We start from the raw sequence: 18,121 nt of genomic DNA, 5'->3' as shown, positions 1-18,121 counted from the left end.
CCCTAGAAGCTCATAGCCGGCGTACGGGACTCGCGGTCGGCGGCGCCCAGGTCCGGGTCGCGCGGCCCTCGCTTGACGACCCGCGCGATGAGCACGTAGTCGACGACCGCCAGCAACCCCAGCACGGCGACGAACCCGATCAGCGAGGCCGTGACCATGCCCGAGGTCAGCCCCGGCGACATGGCGTCGGCCACGGTGAGCTTCTCCCAGATCATCCACGGCTGCCGGCCGACCTCCCTGGCCACCCAGCCCGCGATCGACAGCACGAACGGCAGCGGCGTCATCGCCATCAGCAGCAGGTGCGTCCACCGCCATCGCGGCAGAACGCGGATCATCGGCAGCATCACCAGCAGCACGATCAGCCCCAGCAGCTGCCCGATCTCCATCATGACGGCGAGCCCGATCGCCGCTCCCACGTTGCCGTCGAACTTGCCCTCGACCGGGATGACGGCGAACTGCGCGTAGCCGAACCCCATCGTGATGAAGATCCCGATCGCGGCCACGACCACGCCGGTGCGCATCGACTTGGTGAAGAACTCCACGTGCTCGCTGCGGCGGCGCAGCTGATACGCGCTCGCCCCCACCAGCACCATGGCCCCGGTGAACAGCCCGGCCCCCACCACGTGCGGAAACGCGAACACCATTGACGGGTTGGTGAGCAGCGCGCCGAAGTCGACCAGCTCCATCCGCCCGTCACGCACGACGGAGCCGACCGGGTTCTGCAGGTACGAGTTGGCGACCATGATGAAGAACGCGCTCGCGTACGCCGTCAGCGTCACGAGCCAGATGCACGCCAGGTGCAGCCACTTCGGCAGCCGCCCCCAGCCGAAGATCCACAGCCCCAGGAACGTGGATTCCAGGAAGAAGGCCACCAGGGTCTCCATGGCCAGCGGCGCGCCGAACACGTCGCCCGCGTAGTGGGACAGCCCGCTCCACGACAACCCGAACTGGAACTCCATCACCAGTCCGGTCACGATGCCCAGCGCGTAGTTGATGACGTAGATCTGCCCCCAGAACCGGGTCATCGCCTCGTTCAGCGGCCTGCCCGAGATCGCCCAGCGCGTGTGCATGATCGCCACCAGCGGCGCCAGTCCCAGCGTGAGCACGACGAACAGGAAGTGCAGCCCGCTGGTCACCGCGAACTGTGTGCGGGCCAGGTCGAGTACATCCATCACGACTCCGTTGTTGTGTCTACCTACATATAGACAGACTACATGTAGACTGCCTACATGCTGACCGGTTGCCTAAGATCTGACACATGAATCCGGACGCGCTGCGCGGGCACATGGACGCGTTGCTGCTCTCAGTGCTGGAGCGGGAGCCGCTGCACGGCTACGCCATCATCGAGGCGTTGCAGGAACGCAGCGGGGGCGCGCTGAGCGTGCCGACCGGCACCGTCTACCCGGCGCTGCGCAGGCTGGAGCGCATCGGCTATCTGTCCAGCGAGTGGGCGACCGTCGGCGGGCGCAAGCGCCGCACCTACCGGCTGACGGACGCGGGCCGGAGACAGCTCGAGGGGGAGCGGTCGGCCTGGCGGGAGTTCACCACCGTGATCGGCAGCGTGCTGCGCGCGGAGGCCAGGGCGTCAGGCTGACCGGCGGGCGGCCCGGGTGATGCGCATGCACCAGACCGCACCGTAGACCTGCAGCCCCCACAACGCCGTGGTCACGAGGTTGGCCAGCACGGAGGGCAGGGAACTCAGGTTGTCGGCGCCTTCCGTGCCGTGCGTGAGAAGCTGGGCGAGCCCGATGCTGACCGGCAGCGAGATCCACACCACCACCGCCAGCGACCTGGTGAGCAGGCGGGGCCGGCGGATCCACTTGGCGCCCCGGCCCAGCGCGAACAGCACGAGCCCGCCGTAGACGCCGACCGCCAGCTGGACGATGTCGAGCAGCCGGGAGACCGGCGAGAACCACGCGGGCTGGGTCCTCCAGACGTCGTCGTCAGCGGGATACATGCGCCACAACACCGACCACATCAGCACGGTGATCGGCACGCTGAGGAACAGCAGGAAACCCAGCCGCCGCCCCGACGTGGAGGTCAGCTCGGCCTGGTAGCCGGGGGCGATCTCGCCGATGGGCCCGAACTCCGCCACCGCGATGCGTTCGGCCTCCGCCCGGTCGAGCCCGCCGGCCTCGAGGGCGTCGGCGGCGTCGGTCAGGCTGTCGCGTGCCTCGACGACCAGGTCCCGTTTGGGGCCGTGGGGTCCGGCGAGCGCGTGATCGAGCTCGGCCATGTAGTCGTCGATGAGCATGACTCTCAGTTTACGAGGGGCACCCTCAGGGGTTCACTCGGGGAAATCCCCGATATTTCCGCGGACCCGGGTTGTCGCGTAGGAAAAAACCTACGTATAGTGGCTGACATGCCGATCTCATCCATCCTCACCATCACCGTGCCCGTGGCCGACCAGGAGCGGGCGCTGGCGTTCTACACCGGCGTGCTCGAGTTCGAGGTGCGCACCGACAACCCGTTCCCGATGGGCCGCTGGCTTACCGTGGCCCCCAAGGGCGCCGAGACCGCGCTCCTGCTGGCCTCCTGGTTCCCTGACATGGCGCCGATCGGCGGCCTGGTGGTCGGCGCGCCGGACCTGGACGCGCTGGCCGCGCGGCTGCGTGACAACGGCGTCGCCTGCGAAGGGCCGTCCGACCAGCCGTGGGGACGGCAGCTGCTCTTCCACGACCCCTTCGGCAACGGATTCGTCGTCAGCGAGCTATGACCGCCGACCACGTGTTCACCGCGCTGGCCAGCCCGGCCCGGCGCCAGCTGCTGCGCCTGCTGCTGGAAGAGGGCGGCCAGCCCGCCGGCCGGCTGGCCGAGCGGTTCGACATGAGCCGGCCCAGCGTGTCGGAGCACCTGAAGGTGCTCAAGGACGCCGGGCTCGTGTCCGAGACCCGCCAGGGCAGGGAGCGGCACTACCGGCTGGAGCCGGCGCCGCTGATGGAGATCCGCGACTGGCTCTCCCCGTACGAACGGTTCTGGCGGGAGAAGCTCGCGAACCTCACGAAGCTCCTCGACGAAATGGAAGAAAATGAACAAGGCGGCTGAAGACCTCCGAGCGATCAGGCTCGACCAGTTCATCGCGCACCCGCCGGCGAAGGTGTGGCGGGCGCTCACCGAGCCGGAGCTGGTCGCCCAGTGGCTCATGCCGAACGACTTCAAGGCGGAGGTGGGCCACCGGTTCACGTTCCGGACCCAGCCCAAGAAGCAGGTGGGCTTCGACGGGATCGTCCACTGCGAGGTGCTGGAGCTGGAGCCGGAGAAACTGCTGAAGATCAGCTGGAGCGACGGCAAGCAGGCCGACTGGACGGTCACCTGGCGGCTGGAGCCCGAGGGCAAGGGCACCCGGCTGTTCCTCGACCACGAGGGCTTCGACCCCGGCGACGAGCTGCAGCAGATGTCGCGCCGGATCATGGGCAGCGGCTGGCCGTCACACTTCCGCCGCGTCGCCGATCTGGCCGCCCAGCTCTAGCGGTGCATCGGGGCCCACAGGACGGCGGCCGCGGCCAGCGCGGCGAGCAGTGTGAACCAGGCCGCCGCCCGGCCCAGGCGCAGGCCGGACCCGGACAGCAGCCACCACACCGACAACCACCATCGGTGGCCGGCCCGGCGGCGCATCTCCATCGCCGCGAACGCGAAGTCCGCCGACGTGGCGCGGTCGCTGGGCCTCAGCCCGGCGTAGAGCGCGGCCAGCCGGTCAGCCGTGAGTCCGGGGGCCGGGCCGCCGTCCATGCCGTGCTCGTCCGCCAGGGCGCTGCGCCGGGAGAACCAGCGCAGCATCGGCCGTCGCAGGCTCACCCGCATGCCGCGCGTGGTCAGCGCGAACGTGCAGTCCTTGACGCGTACCCCGGCCGGGTGGGCGAGCCCGGCGAACCTGCACGAGGACAGGTCCAGCCCGCGCAGTGCCAGATCGGCCGCCTCCACCTGGCGCAGTGAGGTCACCGTGGAGGTGCCCCGGCCGCTCACGGTGGCCGGGCCGCGCAGCACCGCGCCCTCCAGGTCCGCCTGCGAGTCGGTGAGCCGCAGCGTGGTGGCCCCGGCCACCTCCACCCCGCGCAGGTTCACGCCGCACCGCGCCACCATCACGTCCAGGAGGCCGTCCGCGCGGGCGCGGGCGGCCGACAGCCGGCCGGTGGCCGACAGGTACGCGTCCGCGGCGAAGTGCGCGGCCTCGAACCCGGCGTGCCCGCTGACCTTGCGGAAGGACAGCGTACGGCCGAACCGCGCCCCCCGGAACCCGGCCCCGTCGCCGAGGCGGGCGCCGTCGAACGTGGCGAACCCGTCGAACCTGGCCCGCTCGCCGGACAGCCCGTGGCCGAAGACCGCCTGGCTGAACAGCGCGTCGCGGGCCATCACGGCGCGATCCAGGGAGACGTGCCCGCGCACGGTGACGCCGTGGAAGGACAGCTCGCGGGCGAACCGGGCGCCGGCCAGGGACACGTTGCCCTCGAACCGGGCGCCGAAGAACGAGGCCAGCCGGTCGAACCTGGCGTCGTCGAGCGACACGTCGCCGGCGAACGTCACGCCCGACAGCCGCACGTCGCCGGTGAACCTGACCCGGTCCAGCCGGGCCCGGCCGGGTCTGCCGCCGGTGGCCTCCAGCACCCTGGACAGCAGGTCGGTGGTGATGGTCGTGCCGCGCAGGTCCAGGAGGCGGCTCGGGGACATCTGGTCGAGCGCCTCGGGGAGTTGTTCTGGTGACAGATGGGCGAGACAGAGGCCGGACGGCCGGCCGGCGATTCCGGTACAGGCAACCGAATACGCGCAGGTGACCCAGTCCATGCAGTGGGCATACCCGCGGCGGCCCCATGTCAAGGTTCGATGTTTTAATGTTCTATCCATTTTTACGTGGAAATATGCGGTCGAGACTGGCCGTAAAGTGCCCGTCATGCGCGTTTTATCCCGAGCATCACTCGCTGCCCTCGTCGCGGTGGGCCTCTCCGCGACTCCGGCGGCGGCCGCCCCGGCCACTCCTTGCGACACCCCTGCCACCCATCGCGTCGCGCAGGTGCAGGGCGCCGGTGACGCCACCCCGCTGGCGGGCCAGACCGTGCGCGTCGAGGGGGTCGTGACCGGCGACTTCCAGCGGACCGACCAGCTCAGCGGCTTCTTCCTGCAGGACACGCGGCCCGACGCGGACCCGAAGACCTCCGAGGGGCTGTTCGCGTTCGCGCGCGAGTCGTTCAAGGACGTCAAGATCGGCGACCGGGTGCTGGTCACCGGCCGGGCGATCGAGTTCAACGGCTGGACCGAGCTGTCGCCGGTCACCGCCGTGGATGTGTGCGGCACCGGGAGCGTGGCGGCGCAGTCATCCACGCTGCCCACCGGTGAGAACTCGGGCGGGCTCGAGCCGGTCGAGAGCATGCTGCTGACGTTCCCGCAGCCGCTGACCGTCAGCGACCACTACAACCTGGGCCGCTACGGCGAGGTCACGCTGTCCTCGCAGGGCAGGCTCTACCAGCCGACGGACCGGCCCGGCGTGGACCCCGCGCTGAACGCCCGCCGCTCGCTGCTCGTCGACGACGGCTCCAACCGGGAGAACCCCGCCACCCTGCCGCCGATCGTGCGGGCCGGCGACGTGGCGACGGGGATCACCGGCGTGCTCGGGTACGGGTTCGGCAAGTACCGGCTGCAGCCCACCAAGGCGATCGACTACAAGAACCTCAACCCGCGCCTGCCCAAGCCGCTGCCGGTGATCGGCAACGTCAAGGTGGCCTCGTTCAACACGCTCAACTGGTTCACCACGCTCGGCTCGCGGGGCGCCACCACCGCCGCCGAGCAGCAGCGCCAGCTCGCCAAGCTGGTCGCCGCGCTCAAGGGACTCAACGCGGACGCGGTCGCGCTCATGGAGGTCGAGAACAACGGCCAGACCGCGCTGCAGGCGCTCGTGGACGCCGTCAACGCCGAGGTCGGGGCGGGCACGTACGCGGCGCTCGCGCACCCGTACCCCGGCACCGACGCCATCCAGGTCGGCCTGATCTACAAGCCGGGCAAGCTCACCCCGGTCGGCGAGGCCAAGGCGTCGCAAGACCCGGTGTTCAGCCGCCCGCCGCTGATCCAGACCTTCCGCAGGAAGAGCGGAAGCCAGCCGTTCACGATGGTGGTCAACCACCTCAAGTCCAAGGGCAGCTGCCCCTCCAGCAGCCCCGACACTGACCAGGGCGACGGCCAGGGCTGCTGGAACCCCACCCGCGTCGCCCAGGCCAAGGCGCTGCTCGGCATCATCGCCGGCCAGGAGCTGCCGAACCCGATCGTGCTCGGCGACCTCAACGCCTACGGCGAGGAGGACCCGATCGACACCCTCGAGGCCGGCGGCCTGGCCGGCGTGACCAAGAAGTTCGTGCCCGCGCCGCAGCGCTACAGCTACCTCTTCGACGGCCTCGCGGGCGAGCTCGACCACGCCCTGGTCGGCAAGCAGCTGCTCAAGCGGGTGACCGGCGCGACCATCTGGCACATCAACGCCGACGAGCCGCGCATCCTCGACTACAACACCGAGTACAACCCGCCTGGCCTGTACAAGCCGGACGCCTACCGTTCCTCCGACCACGACCCCCTGGTCGTCGGTCTGACCCTGCCCAGCGCCCGCTGATCCCTCCATGCGCGGCCCCGAGCGGGGCCGCGCATGGAATGCTGGGAACGGGTACGTGGTTTGACAGCGAGGACACACTCACCGACGAGCTAGGAGCCGCTTGTGGCGACCATGGAAGTAACCGAGAAGAACTTCAACGACATCGCCGACAAGGGGATCGTGCTGCTCGACTTCTGGGCGGAGTGGTGCCCGCCGTGCAAGAAGTTCGGGCCGATCTTCGAGCAGGCGTCGGACAAGCATGACGACATCACCTTCGGGAAGATCGACACCGACGCCGAGCAGGGGCTCGCGCAGGGGTTCGACATCACCTCGATCCCCACGCTCATGGCGATCCGCGACGGCATCGTGGTCTTCGCCCAGGCCGGGGCCATCCCGGCGCCGGCGCTGGAGGACCTGATCCGTCAGGTGCGGGCCCTCGACATGGACGCGATCAGGGCCGAGCTCGCCGAGGAAATGAAGAAGGCCGGGCAGAGCTGACGACCCGAACGCGAAAGCCCCGCCCATACCTGGCGGGGCTTCGGCATGTTAGGCCTTGTTATGGTCGCGCTCACTCGGCCCTTGCTGGTCACGCAAGCTGCCGCTCTCGGGCCTAAGCGTTCGCCGCTCCGTGCTTATGGTCGCGCTCACTCGGCCCTCGCTGGTCACGCAAGCTGCCGCTCTCGGGCCTAAGCGTTCGCCGCTCCGTGCTTGCGGCCGACCCCCACGTAGCCGAAGTCGATGCCGTTGCCGGGCCCGTCCGGGCCGTCCGGACGCCACGCGGCTGGATACGTCAGTCCCGGCTCGGCCAGCTCGTACCCGTCGAAGAACCGCAGGATCTCCTCGCGGGTGCGCAGGTTGAGCGAGGCCGTGGCCTTCTTGTAGATCTCGATCGCCTGCGGGGTCGTGTCCGGCGTGGAGTCCACCGCATGGCTGATCACCAGGCGGCTGCCCGGCGCGCTCACCTCGCGCAGCTTCTTCACCAGGTCGTAGGCGTTGTCGTCGGGGACGAAGTGCAGGATGGCCAGCAGCATGAACGCCACGGGCCGGTCGAAGTCGATCAGGCCGTCCAGCTTGTTCAGCAGCACGTCCGGCTCGCGCACGTCGGCCTGGATGAAGTCGACGTTCTCCCTCCTGGCCAGCAGCGCCCTGCCGTGCACGCACACCACGGAGTCGTAGTCCACGTAGACGACGCGCGCGTCGGGGGCGCTCTCGTGGGTGTTGCCCTGGGTCGGCAGGCCGGCGCCCAGATCCACGATCTGCCGGACGCCCTCGTCCACCACGTGCCGCACCGCGCGCTTCAAGAACGCGCGGTTCGCGCGGCAGCCTTCCTTGGTGTTGGGGAAGGTCTTGAGTATCTGCTCCGCCGCTGCCCGGTCGGCCGCGAAGTTGTCCTTGCCGTCGAGGTAATAGTCATACATGCGCGCGACGTTGGGGACGTTGGGGTCCACCCCCTCAGGGGCACTGTCCACGTTTTCTCCCATATTTGGCGACTTATGGGAGATCCTAATGCCGCCGCTCCCGCAGTAACCCGAAAATCGTTCTGGTCTTGTCGCCAATGAGACGCAGATCACGCTGCCGCCATGTATCAGGCACACGACGGCAGCACCGGGTCACCGGGCGGGCGCGCGGCGGCGGTCAGCCGCGGTAGAGCTCCGCCACGCGGAAGGCCAGGTCAAGGGACTGGCTGCGGTTGAGGCGCGGGTCGCAGGCCGTCTCGTAACGGGTCGCCAGGTCGCCCTCGACGATCCCGTGCCCGCCGCCGACGCACTCGGTCACGTCGTCGCCGGTGAACTCGATGTGGATGCCGCCCGGATGCGTGCCGAGCGCCCGGTGCACCTCGAAGAACCCGGCCACCTCGTCCAGCACGTCGTCGAGCCGCCGCGTCTTGTGCCCGCTCGGCGCCTCGAAGGTGTTGCCGTGCATCGGGTCGCAGATCCACGCCACCTGCGCCCCGGAGGCCGTGACCTCCTTGACCAGCGCGGGCAGGTGCTCGCGGATCTTGGAGGCGCCCATCCGGGTGATGAACGTGAGCCGTCCCGCCTCGTTGTCCGGGTTGAGCCGCTCGACGAGCGCCAGCGCCTCCTCGGATGTGGTCGTCGGGCCGAGCTTGACGCCGATCGGGTTGCGGATGCGGGCGAAGAAGTCGACGTGCGCCCCGTCGAGCTGGCGGGTGCGCTCGCCGATCCAGACCATGTGCGCCGACACGTCGTACGGCAGCCCCGTACGCGAGTCGATGCGCGTGAGCGCCCGGTCGTAGTCGAGGATCAGCGCCTCGTGCGAGGAGTAGAACTCGACCGTGTGGAACTCCTCCGGATCGGCCCCGCAGGCGTGCATGAACGCCAGCGCCTGGTCGATCTCCCTGGCCAGCTGCTCGTAGCGGCGCCCGGCCGGTGATTCGGCCACGAAGTCCTGGTTCCAGGCGTGCACCTGGCGCAGGTCGGCGTAGCCGCCCTTGGTGAACGCCCGCGCCAGGTTCAGCGTCACGGCCGAGGAGTGGTAGGCCTTGAGCAGCCGCCACGGATCCGGATTGCGCGACTCGGCGGTGAACTCGAAGCCGTTGACCATGTCGCCCCGGTAGGCGGGCAGCTCGATGCCGTCGCGGGTCTCGGTCGGCTTGGAACGCGGCTTGGCGAACTGACCGGCGACCCGGCCGATCTTCACGACCGGCACCTTGCCCGCGTACGTCAGCACGATCGCCATCTGCAGCAGCGTCTTGAGCTTGTTGCGGACGTTGTCGGCGGTGGCGCCGGAGAAGGTCTCGGCGCAGTCGCCGCCCTGCAGGACGAAGGCCTCGCCGCGGGCGACGGCGGCCAGCTGGTCCTTGAGCTGGTCGCACTCGCCGGCGAAGACCAAGGGGGGCAGGCCGCCGAGCTCGGAGACGACCTTGTCGAGCTCGCCGCGGTCAGGCCAGTCGGGCTGCTGGGCCGCGGGGAGGGCTCGCCAGGAATCAAGATCCAGAAGATTGCTGCTCACGAGATACGAGGGTATTCCACGCAGCCCGCCGCTACCGACCCCAATGTCCACGTTTTGGTATCCACCCCCGCCGCTGTGGCGCACGTCATGTGAAATGAGCAGGGCTCGGGGCCATCCGGCGTGCCCGAGCGGCCGAAGTACATGCGTGAGCCGCCTCTCACCGTGGGAGTGGAAATGAACGACGATCTCCACACCCTCTCTGGCGCCTACGCCGTGCACGCACTGCCGTACGCCGAGTGGGTGCTGTTCGAGGAGCACCTGCGTGCGTGCCGGGTCTGCGGAGCCGAGGTCCGGCGCCTGCGGGAGACGGCCGCCAGGCTGGCGGAGACGGTGGCCGAGCCGCCGCCCGCCCGGCTCCGCAGCCGCCTGCTCGCCGCCGCGCACGAGTCCCGTGGGCGGCGCCCGGCCTGGGCCGAGCAGGCGCCGCCCCTCGCGCCGGGGGAGCCGCCGACGCTCAAGCTTCCGCGCGAGGCCCTGCCGCCGGCGCCCGTGCCGGGGCCGGGGGAGGTGCAGGTGTTCCCTGCGGTGCCGGCGTCCGCGCAAGGGCCGCCCGTGGAGAGCACCGGCCAGGCCAGTGGCCAGATCAGTGGCCAGGCCGGTGGCCAGATCGGTGGTCAGGTCGGTGGCCAGGTGGTGCCGCTGCGGCGGAAGCGGCCGAAGGTGCTGGCGGGGCTGGCGGCCGTGTCCGCGGCGGCCGCGGTGGCGCTCGGCGCGGTCGCCTTCGACGCCCGCCGCGACCTGGGAGAGCTGACCGCCAGGAACGACGACCTGGTGGCCGTGCTGGCCGCCGCCGACGCCGAGACGCTGCGCCAGCCGGTCACCTCCGGCGGCACCGGCACGATCGTGATCTCGCGGTCGAAGGGCCGCATGGTGTTCACCTCGTCCGACCTGCGCAAGCTGCCGGACACGCAGGCGTACGAGCTGTGGCTGATGGGCCCCGGCGGCCCGCGCCCGGCCGGGGTGCTCAGCCCCGCCGAGGACGGCGTCACCGCGCCCATGATGCTCACCCCGCTGCGTGACGACGACAAAGTGGCGATCACGGTCGAGCCGGCGAGCGGCTCGGAGAAACCCACGACGCAGCCCATCATGCTGGCCGACCTGCCCGAGACCTGAGCCCGGGCCCGTGGCGTCTGGGCAATGATCGTCGGCTGCGAGATAGTGCGGAGCATGCGTAGATTCGCGGTCCTGATCATGGCCGCCGTCGTCCTGACCGCGCCCTCTGTCCCGTTATCCGCCGCGCACGCCGCCGCTGAGCCGGGCGCGGCCACCGTGGTGCCCGTGCAGGTCACCGGTTCTCCAGCCAAGCGGTTCAACCTGATCCTCATGGGCGACGGCTACACCGAGGCCGAACAGGCCGAGTTCCAGACCGACGCCGACCGGCACCTCAACGTGATGTGGTCGATCGAGCCGTTCAAGTCGTACCGGAACTACATCAACGTCTATCGGATCGACATCGTCTCCGGAGAGTCCGGCATCAGTTGCGACCCCGGCCTGGACGCGCCCAGGCGTACGACGCCGCTGAGCATGGGCTTCTGGGGCCGTTGTAACCCCAGCAGCGTCCAGCGCCTCATCACCATGGACAACGCCGCCGCCACCCGCTACGCGAACCTGGTGACCGGCACCGTGCCCGCCAACCGGCAGATCCTCGCGCTGGCCAACAGCGCCACCTATGGCGGCGCGGGCGGCACGTACGCCACCGCCTCCGGCAGCAACAGCATGTCCGCCCTGATCAGCCCGCACGAGCTGGGCCACTCCCTGGGCGGCCTGCAGGACGAGTACGACTACTACCAGCGCGGAGTCCCCGGCGGCGCTTACACCGGCCCCGAGCCGTCGAGCGCTCACCACACCCTGCTGACCGAGCAGCAGTTGCGCGACCAGCAGAAGAAGTGGTGGCGCTGGCTGGGCGAGCCGAGCGAGTCCGGCGGCCCGATCGGCCGCTACGAGGGCGGCCTCTATTACACGACCGGCGTGTGGCGGCCGAGCGCGCACTCGATGATGAAGACGCTCGGCTACTACTTCGACCAGGTCAGCCGCGAGATCATGACGCAGCGCATCACCGCCAAGACCACGCTGATTCAGGACGCGGCGCCCGCGGACGCGCCCGTCGGCGCCGATCGGGTGTTGTGGGTGGAGCCGATGCGTCCCGTGAGCCACTCGCTGACGACCACGTGGACCGTGGACGGCCGTGAGCTGCCGGGCGAGCGGGACACGCTCGACCTGCGCACGCTGAACCTGGCGCCGGGCACGCACACGGTCACGGCCGCCGTCTCCGACCCGACCGGGTTCGTCAGGGACCCGGCGATCAGGCAGTCCATGACCAGGTCCCGCACCTGGACGGTGGACACCGCGCTGACCACTCCGCCGGACGGCGTGGATCCCGCCGTCGTCTCCTCGACGCCGACGGACCGGCCGCTCGGCCGCGCCGACGTCGTGTACGTCGAGACCACCCACCCGGCCACCGCCGTCCCCGAGATCACCTGGACGCTCGACGGGAAACCCGTCAAGGGCGGCACCGACCTCGACCTGGGCGAGCTCGATCTCAGCCCGGGGGCGCACACGCTGACCGCGGCGCTCGGCGGACGCACGCTCACCTGGCCGGTCGACGCGGAGGCGCCGCGCACGGCGTACGAGCTGTCGCAGCCGCTGGCCAGGTCGGGCGACACCTACGTCTACAACGGCCCGTTCTCGATGCGGCTCACCGGGACCGACGACCGCGACGGGTATGTGGTCGCGGAGTCCAGGGTGGACGGCGACGGCTGGTTCAACTACTTCGGCTGGCCCACGTCCTCCGAGCTGCCGTGGACGTTCTCCGAGCAGGGCACGGTCATCGACTCGCTCATGTACGGCAAGCTGCCGCGCGGCCGCCACACGATCGAATACCGCTCGATCGACGCCGCCGGCAACCTCGGCAAGGCCAAGAGCTTCACCGTCACCACGATCGCGCCGCCGCCCGCCTGCACCCGCACGGTCACCGGCGAGCACCGGGGCGCCCTCGTCGTCGCCGGCGGCGTCACCTGCCTCGACCACGCGCAGGTGACCGGCCCCGTCACGGTCAGGCCCGGCGCCTCGATCGTGGTCACCGGCGGCCGTGTCACCGGCGCCCTGACCGCGTCGAAGCCGGCCGCCGTCCACCTGCTCGAAGCCCGCGTCGAGGGCGCACTGACCGTCAGCGGGGCGGCCGAGCTGGTCGTCGTGGGCGCTGAGCTGCGCGGCGCCGCGCTGCTGACCGGCAACACGGCGCCGATCCTGTCCGACACCACCGTCAAGGGAGCCCTCGCCTGCACCGGCAACACGCCCGCGCCCGCCGACCTGGGCGTGCCGAACAACCTGGCCGGCGCCGGCGCCGGCCAGTGCGCGAAGCTAGCCGCGGGCCCCGAGGGAGGAGCGTACGAGGCGGTCCAGCATGTCCGTCAATGACCGCGTCGCGCCGTCGCGGAGCCTGGCGTATTCCTCCTCCGGATACTGCCGGGGACCGTTTTCCACCAGCAGGATCAAGGAGAGGTAGGCCCGGTAGAGGTCGAGCCTGGTGAGCGCCGCCGGAGTCAGCTCCAGCGGCGTCACCTCGCGGTAGCCCGCCAGCAGCGGGTCGTCCTCGCGCAGCTCGCCGAAGATCGTCGGCGTGACGAACTCGGCGATCGGGTCGCCCCAGAACGCCCGCTCGTGGTCGATGATGGCCTGGATCCGCGGCGTGCCGCGCAGATCCAGGAAGACGTTGCCCACCCACACGTCGAAGTGCACCAGGTGCGGCGTCGTCACCTCGTCGAGCACGGGCGAGGCGGCCTCGAACACGGCCATGATCTCCTCGACCGGCCGGGGCAGCGGCGTCGGATAGCGCTCGGTGTCCCCAAGCAGCGCCGCCACCATCGCCAGAAACGCCTCCCGCCACGTCCGGCCCACGATCCCGGCGTGCGGGTAGCCGAACACCTCGCCGGTCACCGCGTTGAACCTGGCCAGATGGCGGCCCAGCTCACGGCGCAGCGCGGCCTCGTCGCCGGGCTTGACGTCGGGCTTGACGTCGTTCCACGACACCCCGTCCAGCGCGGCCAGCATCAGGTAGTCGCCGCCCAGCACCGGGTCGTCGTAACAGGCGTGCACCAGCGGCGCGACCGGGACCCCCGCCCCCGTGGCCAGCTCGATGGCGGCGGCCTCCATGCGCAGCAGGTTGCGCTCGTAGCTGAGCTGGTCCAGCTCGGGCGGCGGCGACAACTTCAGCACCACCTCGCGCCCGTCCTCGAGTGCGAGCCGCCAGACGGCGTTGGCGTAGCCGTCGGTCAGCTCGGTCGACGACCACACGCCCGTGCCCAGCGCCCGGTGGGCGAGTGCGTCGAGCTCGGCGGCGGTTAACTGGCGCTTGGTCCTGCTGTCCACGGAACTCCTCGCTGTCAGGCGGATTCGCGGCGTACGAGATGGGTGTCCAGGATCACGACGGGCTGGCGCAGCACCTCGCCGTTGATGCGGGCGACGAGCAGCTTGGCCATCTGCCGGCCCATGGCCTCGGTCGGCTGGTGGACGGTGGTCAGCGGCGGGTCGGCGCTCACCGCGGCCTTGGAGTCGTCGAACCCGATCACCGCCACATCCTCCGGGATCGCCCGGCCGGCGGCCTTGAGCACGCGCATCGCGCCCAGCGCCATCGGGTCGGACGCGGCGAACACCGCGTCCACCTCGGGATGGCGCTGCAGCAGCTCGGCCATCGCCGTGGCCCCGCTCTGCTCGGAGAAGTCCCCGTACACCACCAGCTCGGGCAGGCCCGAGGGCAGCAACGCGTCGCGGTAGCCGGCCAGTCGATCGACGCCCACGCCCATGTCCTGGGAGCCGGCGATCGCGGCGATCCGGCGGCGGCCGAGGCCCAGCAGGTGCTTGACCGCCTGACGGGCCCCAGCCCTGTTGTCCATGTCCACATAGCTGTAAGGGTTGAGGCCGACGGGGAGGCCGCCCAGCACGGTCGGCACGCCCATCGCCTCCAGCCGGCCCGGCAGCGGGTCGGCGCCGTGCAGCGACAGCAGCAGCACGCCGTCGACGTGCTGCCCCGTCAGGTAGGTCTCCAGACGCTCGTGCTCCTCGGGCGTGCGCGCCATCGCCAGGATGAGCTGCAGCCCGGTCTCGGCCAGCGCCGAGCCGATGCCGCGGATGGTGCCGGCGAAGTAAGGCTCGTCGAACACCCGCAGTTGCGACTCGGACACCACCAGCGCCACCGTGTCGGTGCGGCGCGTCACCAGGGCGCGCGCCGCACGGTTGGGCACGTAGCCCAGCTCGCGGATCGCCAGCTCGACGGCCTCGCGGGCCTTGGCGCTGACGTTCGGCGAGCCGTTGATGACTCTCGACACCGTGCCCCGGCCCACACCGGCCCGAGCCGCGACAGCCTCAAGAGTCGGTCGGTTCATGTTGCCTATTCTGCCGGATGATCTCCGAGTACCAGCGCGCGCTGTCCTTGAGCAGCCGCTCCTGGGTCTCGAAGTCCACATGGACCAGGCCGAACCGCTTGCCGTAGCCCCACGCCCACTCGAAGTTGTCCATCAGCGACCAGGCGAAATACCCCTCCAGAGGCACGCCCGCGTCGATGGCCTCCTTGCACGCGCCGAGGTGCGCCTCCACGTACGCCTGCCGCTCCCGGTCGTGCACCCGGCCGCCCACCAGCACGTCGTCGAAGGCGGCGCCGTTCTCGGAGACCACCATCGGGACCGCCGGGTACTCCCGCGCCACCCGCGTCAGGACCTCCACCAGGCCGCTCTCGTCGATCTCCCAGCCCATCGCCGTCACCGGTTGCCCGCCGCTGACGAACGACACGTGCTCGCTGCCCACCCACGGCGAACCCGTGTCCGTGGGAGCCGCCGACGCCGACTGCTTGCCGCCTGGTGCTCCCGAGACCGTGAAGCGGCTGTAGTAGTTGACGAGCAGCACGTCGATGGGCGCGTTAATGATCTTCATGTCGCCCGGCTGGATGAAGTCGATCTCGACAGGGAGGTCGTTCAGCACGTCTTCCGGGTAGCGGCCCAGCATCAGCGCGTCCAGGAAGAACCGGTTCTGCAGCCCGTCGATGCGCCGCGCCGCGTCCAGGTCCTCCACGCTGTCGGTCGCAGGGGTGATCGCGTACAGGTTGACGCAGCCGCCCACCCGCCGGGCGTCCATCGCCTGCACCGCCAGCCCGTGCGCCAGGTTGAGGTGGTGCGCGCCCCTGATCGCGTTCTGCGGCTCACGCCGGCCGGGGGCGTGCTCCCCCGAGGCGTAGCCGAGGAACGCGGCGCACCATGGCTCATTGACGGTGCTGAAGGTGTGCACGTGGTCCTTCAGCGCCTCGTGCACCTTCGCCGCGTAGTCGGCGAAGCGGTAGGCGACGTCGCGGTTGGGCCAGCCACCCTTGTCCTCCAGCTCCTGGGGCAGATCCCAGTGGTAGAGGGTCAGCCACGGGTCGATGCCGTGCCCGCGCAACTCGTCGGTGAGCCGCTTGTAGAAGTCCAGCCCCTTCTGGTTGACCTCGCCCGAGCCGGTCGGCTGGATGCGCGGCCAGGAGACAGAGAACCGGTAGGCCGTCAGGCCCAGCTCCGCCATGATGGCGACGTCGTCCCGGTAGCGGTGGTAGTGGTCGATGGCCACGTCCGCGTTGTGCCCGTTCAGCACCCGGCCCGGGGTCTTGGCGAAGGTGTCCCAGATGGAGACGCCCCGCCCGTCCTCCTGGACGGCGCCTTCGATCTGGTAGGCCGAGGTCGCCGCGCCAAACGCGAAGCCCGCGGGGAAGCGCAGCCCGGCACGCGTCTGTTCCTCTTGAGTCGTCACGCCTTGACCGCACCTTCCATGAGTCCGCCGACGATCTGACGGCCGAATGCGACGAATACCGCGATGAGCGGAATGATGGACAGCGCCGTGCCTGCGAAGATCAACGTGTAGTTCGTGGAGAACCGGGCGTTGAGCTGGGTGATGGCGATCTGCACGGTGGGGTTGTCCGGCGTCAGCACGATCAGCGGCCACATGAAGTCGTTCCACATGAGCATGAACGTGTTGATGCCGAGCACGGCCATGCCCGGCCGCACGGCGGGCAGCACGACGTTCCACCAGATCCGCAGCGTGGCGGCGCCATCCACCCTGGCCGCCTCGACCAGCTCCATCGGCACGGCCTGCCGGGTGTACTGGGTCATCAGGAACACGCCGAACCCGTTGAGCAGGTACGGCAGGATGACCGCCGTGAGCGTGCCCGTCCACTCCAGGCTCACCATGAGCCGGTAGAGCGGCACGACGCCCATCTGCTGCAGCGGCACTGCCATGGTCAGCAGCACGAGCACCAGCAGCAGGTTCCGGCCCTTGAAGTTCAGGTTGGCGAAGGAGAAGCCGGCCAGCGTCGAGATGATGACGACGGAGACGGTGACGACGCTCGCCACGATGAAGGAGTTCGTCAGGCCCAGCAGGAAGTGCGCGTCCGGGTTGTTGAGCACCGCGACGATGTTCTCGCCCAGGTTGCCGCCCGGCAGGAACGGCGGCGGCACCGCCACCGCGTCGGCGTTGGTCCGGGAGGCGATCACCAGCATCCAGTACAGCGGGAACGCCGACAGCAGGACGGCCACGCCCAGCATGACCCTGGTGAGGATGGTCGGAGACCAGTTGGTCATTTCGAGCCCCCGATCCTGCGCACGAACAGGAAGTTGATCGCCGCGCCGATGAGAATGAGCAGGAACAGCAGCCAGGCGGCCGCGGCGGCGTAGCCGTAGTCGAACTCGCGGAAGCCCTGCTTGACGATGAACATGGCCACCGTCTGGAACTGGCCCTGCGACCCGCCGTCGACGTTGCCGTTGTAGAACGTGGTCGGCTCGGAGAACAGCGTCAGCCCGCCGATCGTGGAGTTGAGCACCACGAAGATCATGGTCGGGCGCAGCATCGGCAGCGTGATCTGCCAGAACTGCCTGCGCCGCGATGCGCCGTCGATCGCGGCCGCCTCGTACAGGTCGCGCGGGATGGTCTGCATGCCGGCCAGGAAGATGATCGCGTTGTAGCCCGTCCAGCGCCAGTCGACCATGGTCGCGATGGCGATCCACGAAGGGATGCGCTCGGCCCGCCAGTTCAGCGCGTCCACGCCGAACCAGCTCAGGATCCAGTTGACCAGGCCCCAGTCGCGGGCGTACAGCTGCGTGAAGACCACCGCGACCGCGACCACCGAGGTCACCAGCGGCAGCAGCACGCTCATGCGGATCGCGAGGCGCAGCCTGAACCGCTTGTTGAGGGCATTGGCCAGGAACAGCGCCAGCAACATCTGCGGGACGGTGGCGATGACGAACATGCCGATCGTGTTGACGACGGCGCGCCAGAAGTCCTCGTCGGCGAGCAGCGCGGTGTAGTTGCCCAGCCCGGCCCACTCCGTGGTCCCGGCCAAGTCGTAGTCGTAGAGCGAGTAGTACAGCGTGAAGGCCAACGGGAAGAGCCCGAAGGCGGCGAACAGGATGAAGTAGGGGGACACCAGGGCGTACGGCATCGCCTTGACGTCCAGCCGGGACCGCCAGCGGCGGCCCGGCGGGCGGTCACGCCGATGCGAGTTCCGCATCGCCCGCGGAAGGGTGTCGAGGCTCATAACAGACCTTTTCGGCAGCTTGTCGGCAGCAA

General features: G+C 69.9%; 18 protein-coding genes. 8 read left to right on the top strand and 10 right to left on the bottom strand.

The annotated features are described in order from the left end of the window. Positions 1-2 precede the first annotated feature (2 nt). On the bottom strand, positions 3-1,172 hold the full coding sequence (locus tag Q9G87_RS20345; RefSeq protein ID WP_305917978.1) for a cytochrome ubiquinol oxidase subunit I: 1,170 nt from the start codon (positions 1,170-1,172) through the stop codon (positions 3-5). 86 nt (positions 1,173-1,258) lie between these two features. On the opposite strand from Q9G87_RS20345, the gene Q9G87_RS20340 reads away from it, so the two are divergent. Further along, on the top strand, positions 1,259-1,594 hold the full coding sequence (locus Q9G87_RS20340) for a helix-turn-helix transcriptional regulator (RefSeq protein WP_127932579.1): 336 nt from the start codon (positions 1,259-1,261) through the stop codon (positions 1,592-1,594). Here Q9G87_RS20340 and Q9G87_RS20335 read toward each other — a convergent pair. Continuing rightward, positions 1,586-2,254, bottom strand: coding sequence for a permease prefix domain 1-containing protein (locus tag Q9G87_RS20335; protein WP_305917977.1), 669 nt, complete (start codon positions 2,252-2,254; stop codon positions 1,586-1,588). The genes Q9G87_RS20340 and Q9G87_RS20335 overlap by 9 nt on opposite strands. A 108-nt stretch (positions 2,255-2,362) precedes the next feature. Here Q9G87_RS20335 and Q9G87_RS20330 point away from each other — a divergent pair, with 108 nt between their 5' ends. From Q9G87_RS20330 to Q9G87_RS20320, 3 genes are read left to right on the top strand one after another with little or no spacing between them, the layout of a single operon-like run. After that, entirely contained in the window at positions 2,363-2,716 is a 354-nt protein-coding gene (locus Q9G87_RS20330; protein ID WP_305917976.1) for a VOC family protein, read from the top strand. Then, positions 2,713-3,045, top strand: coding sequence for an ArsR/SmtB family transcription factor (locus Q9G87_RS20325; RefSeq protein WP_305917975.1), 333 nt, complete (start codon positions 2,713-2,715; stop codon positions 3,043-3,045). The genes Q9G87_RS20330 and Q9G87_RS20325 overlap by 4 nt, the downstream gene beginning before the upstream one ends. After that, positions 3,029-3,469, top strand: a complete 441-nt coding sequence (locus Q9G87_RS20320) for an SRPBCC family protein (RefSeq protein WP_305917974.1) — start codon at positions 3,029-3,031, stop codon at positions 3,467-3,469. The genes Q9G87_RS20325 and Q9G87_RS20320 overlap by 17 nt, the downstream gene beginning before the upstream one ends. Here Q9G87_RS20320 and Q9G87_RS20315 read toward each other — a convergent pair. Beyond that, positions 3,466-4,779, bottom strand: coding sequence for a pentapeptide repeat-containing protein (locus tag Q9G87_RS20315; RefSeq protein WP_305917973.1), 1,314 nt, complete (start codon positions 4,777-4,779; stop codon positions 3,466-3,468). The genes Q9G87_RS20320 and Q9G87_RS20315 overlap by 4 nt on opposite strands. A gap of 106 nt (positions 4,780-4,885) precedes the next feature. Between Q9G87_RS20315 and Q9G87_RS20310 the strand changes: the two genes are divergently transcribed. Beyond that, positions 4,886-6,586, top strand: a complete 1,701-nt coding sequence (locus Q9G87_RS20310; protein WP_305917972.1) for an ExeM/NucH family extracellular endonuclease — start codon at positions 4,886-4,888, stop codon at positions 6,584-6,586. Between the two features lie 111 nt (positions 6,587-6,697). Beyond that, positions 6,698-7,063 (top strand): thioredoxin family protein, encoded by a 366-nt coding sequence (locus Q9G87_RS20305; protein WP_371825802.1) that lies wholly within the window; start codon positions 6,698-6,700, stop codon positions 7,061-7,063. Positions 7,064-7,251: 188 nt separating this feature from the next. Here the strand turns inward: Q9G87_RS20305 and Q9G87_RS20300 are convergent, their stop codons facing one another. Further along, on the bottom strand, positions 7,252-8,034 hold the full coding sequence (locus Q9G87_RS20300) for an SAM-dependent methyltransferase (RefSeq protein WP_305917970.1): 783 nt from the start codon (positions 8,032-8,034) through the stop codon (positions 7,252-7,254). Between the two features lie 166 nt (positions 8,035-8,200). Further along, a complete protein-coding gene (locus tag Q9G87_RS20295; RefSeq protein ID WP_305917969.1) occupies positions 8,201-9,538 on the bottom strand; it encodes a class II 3-deoxy-7-phosphoheptulonate synthase in 1,338 nt (445 codons plus the stop codon). A gap of 174 nt (positions 9,539-9,712) precedes the next feature. On the opposite strand from Q9G87_RS20295, the gene Q9G87_RS20290 reads away from it, so the two are divergent. Together Q9G87_RS20290 and Q9G87_RS20285 are read left to right on the top strand one after the other, a co-directional pair. Next, positions 9,713-10,651: an anti-sigma factor gene (locus Q9G87_RS20290; RefSeq protein ID WP_305917968.1), complete on the top strand. Its 939-nt coding sequence runs from the start codon at positions 9,713-9,715 to the stop codon at positions 10,649-10,651. Between the two features lie 54 nt (positions 10,652-10,705). Continuing rightward, positions 10,706-12,955, top strand: a complete 2,250-nt coding sequence (locus tag Q9G87_RS20285; RefSeq protein ID WP_305917967.1) for a M64 family metallopeptidase — start codon at positions 10,706-10,708, stop codon at positions 12,953-12,955. Here Q9G87_RS20285 and Q9G87_RS20280 read toward each other — a convergent pair. Genes Q9G87_RS20280 through Q9G87_RS20260 form a run of 5 tightly spaced genes read right to left on the bottom strand, consistent with a single transcriptional unit; the run spans position 12,899 to position 18,089 of the window. Continuing rightward, the gene (locus tag Q9G87_RS20280) at positions 12,899-13,906 is read right to left on the bottom strand and encodes a phosphotransferase family protein (protein ID WP_305917966.1); all 1,008 of its coding nucleotides are present in this window, start codon (positions 13,904-13,906) and stop codon (positions 12,899-12,901) included. The genes Q9G87_RS20285 and Q9G87_RS20280 overlap by 57 nt on opposite strands. A gap of 14 nt (positions 13,907-13,920) precedes the next feature. Then, positions 13,921-14,919, bottom strand: a complete 999-nt coding sequence (locus Q9G87_RS20275; protein WP_305917965.1) for a LacI family DNA-binding transcriptional regulator — start codon at positions 14,917-14,919, stop codon at positions 13,921-13,923. Continuing rightward, positions 14,900-16,309, bottom strand: a complete 1,410-nt coding sequence (locus Q9G87_RS20270) for a GH1 family beta-glucosidase (protein WP_305917964.1) — start codon at positions 16,307-16,309, stop codon at positions 14,900-14,902. The genes Q9G87_RS20275 and Q9G87_RS20270 overlap by 20 nt, the downstream gene beginning before the upstream one ends. Beyond that, complete coding sequence (locus Q9G87_RS20265) at positions 16,306-17,136, bottom strand: carbohydrate ABC transporter permease (protein ID WP_305917963.1); 831 nt, start codon at positions 17,134-17,136, stop codon at positions 16,306-16,308. Before Q9G87_RS20265 ends, Q9G87_RS20270 begins: the two co-directional genes overlap by 4 nt. Further along, on the bottom strand, positions 17,133-18,089 hold the full coding sequence (locus Q9G87_RS20260; protein ID WP_305917962.1) for a carbohydrate ABC transporter permease: 957 nt from the start codon (positions 18,087-18,089) through the stop codon (positions 17,133-17,135). The genes Q9G87_RS20265 and Q9G87_RS20260 overlap by 4 nt, the downstream gene beginning before the upstream one ends. Between the last annotated feature and the right edge of the window lie 32 nt (positions 18,090-18,121).

The organism is Nonomuraea turcica, assembly GCF_030718205.1.
Classification (GTDB): Bacteria; Actinomycetota; Actinomycetes; order Streptosporangiales; family Streptosporangiaceae; genus Nonomuraea.
This window is presented reverse-complemented; position numbering and strand designations above follow the sequence as displayed.

Excerpts from the sequence above, each read along its gene's own strand:
- Q9G87_RS20325 (WP_305917975.1), top strand. The coding sequence starts at position 2,713 with ATGACCGCCGACCACGTGTTCACCGCGCTGGCCAGCCCGGCCCGGCGC.
- Q9G87_RS20265 (WP_305917963.1), bottom strand. The coding sequence starts at position 17,136 with ATGACCAACTGGTCTCCGACCATCCTCACCAGGGTCATGCTGGGCGTG.
- Q9G87_RS20310 (WP_305917972.1), top strand. The coding sequence starts at position 4,886 with ATGCGCGTTTTATCCCGAGCATCACTCGCTGCCCTCGTCGCGGTGGGC.
- Q9G87_RS20305 (WP_371825802.1), top strand. The coding sequence starts at position 6,698 with ATGGAAGTAACCGAGAAGAACTTCAACGACATCGCCGACAAGGGGATC.
- Q9G87_RS20315 (WP_305917973.1), bottom strand. The coding sequence starts at position 4,779 with ATGGACTGGGTCACCTGCGCGTATTCGGTTGCCTGTACCGGAATCGCC.
- Q9G87_RS20290 (WP_305917968.1), top strand. The coding sequence starts at position 9,713 with ATGAACGACGATCTCCACACCCTCTCTGGCGCCTACGCCGTGCACGCA.
- Q9G87_RS20275 (WP_305917965.1), bottom strand. The coding sequence starts at position 14,919 with ATGAACCGACCGACTCTTGAGGCTGTCGCGGCTCGGGCCGGTGTGGGC.
- Q9G87_RS20345 (WP_305917978.1), bottom strand. The coding sequence starts at position 1,172 with ATGGATGTACTCGACCTGGCCCGCACACAGTTCGCGGTGACCAGCGGG.
- Q9G87_RS20260 (WP_305917962.1), bottom strand. The coding sequence starts at position 18,089 with ATGAGCCTCGACACCCTTCCGCGGGCGATGCGGAACTCGCATCGGCGT.
- Q9G87_RS20320 (WP_305917974.1), top strand. The coding sequence starts at position 3,029 with ATGAACAAGGCGGCTGAAGACCTCCGAGCGATCAGGCTCGACCAGTTC.
- Q9G87_RS20340 (WP_127932579.1), top strand. The coding sequence starts at position 1,259 with ATGAATCCGGACGCGCTGCGCGGGCACATGGACGCGTTGCTGCTCTCA.
- Q9G87_RS20285 (WP_305917967.1), top strand. The coding sequence starts at position 10,706 with ATGCGTAGATTCGCGGTCCTGATCATGGCCGCCGTCGTCCTGACCGCG.
- Q9G87_RS20330 (WP_305917976.1), top strand. The coding sequence starts at position 2,363 with ATGCCGATCTCATCCATCCTCACCATCACCGTGCCCGTGGCCGACCAG.
- Q9G87_RS20335 (WP_305917977.1), bottom strand. The coding sequence starts at position 2,254 with ATGCTCATCGACGACTACATGGCCGAGCTCGATCACGCGCTCGCCGGA.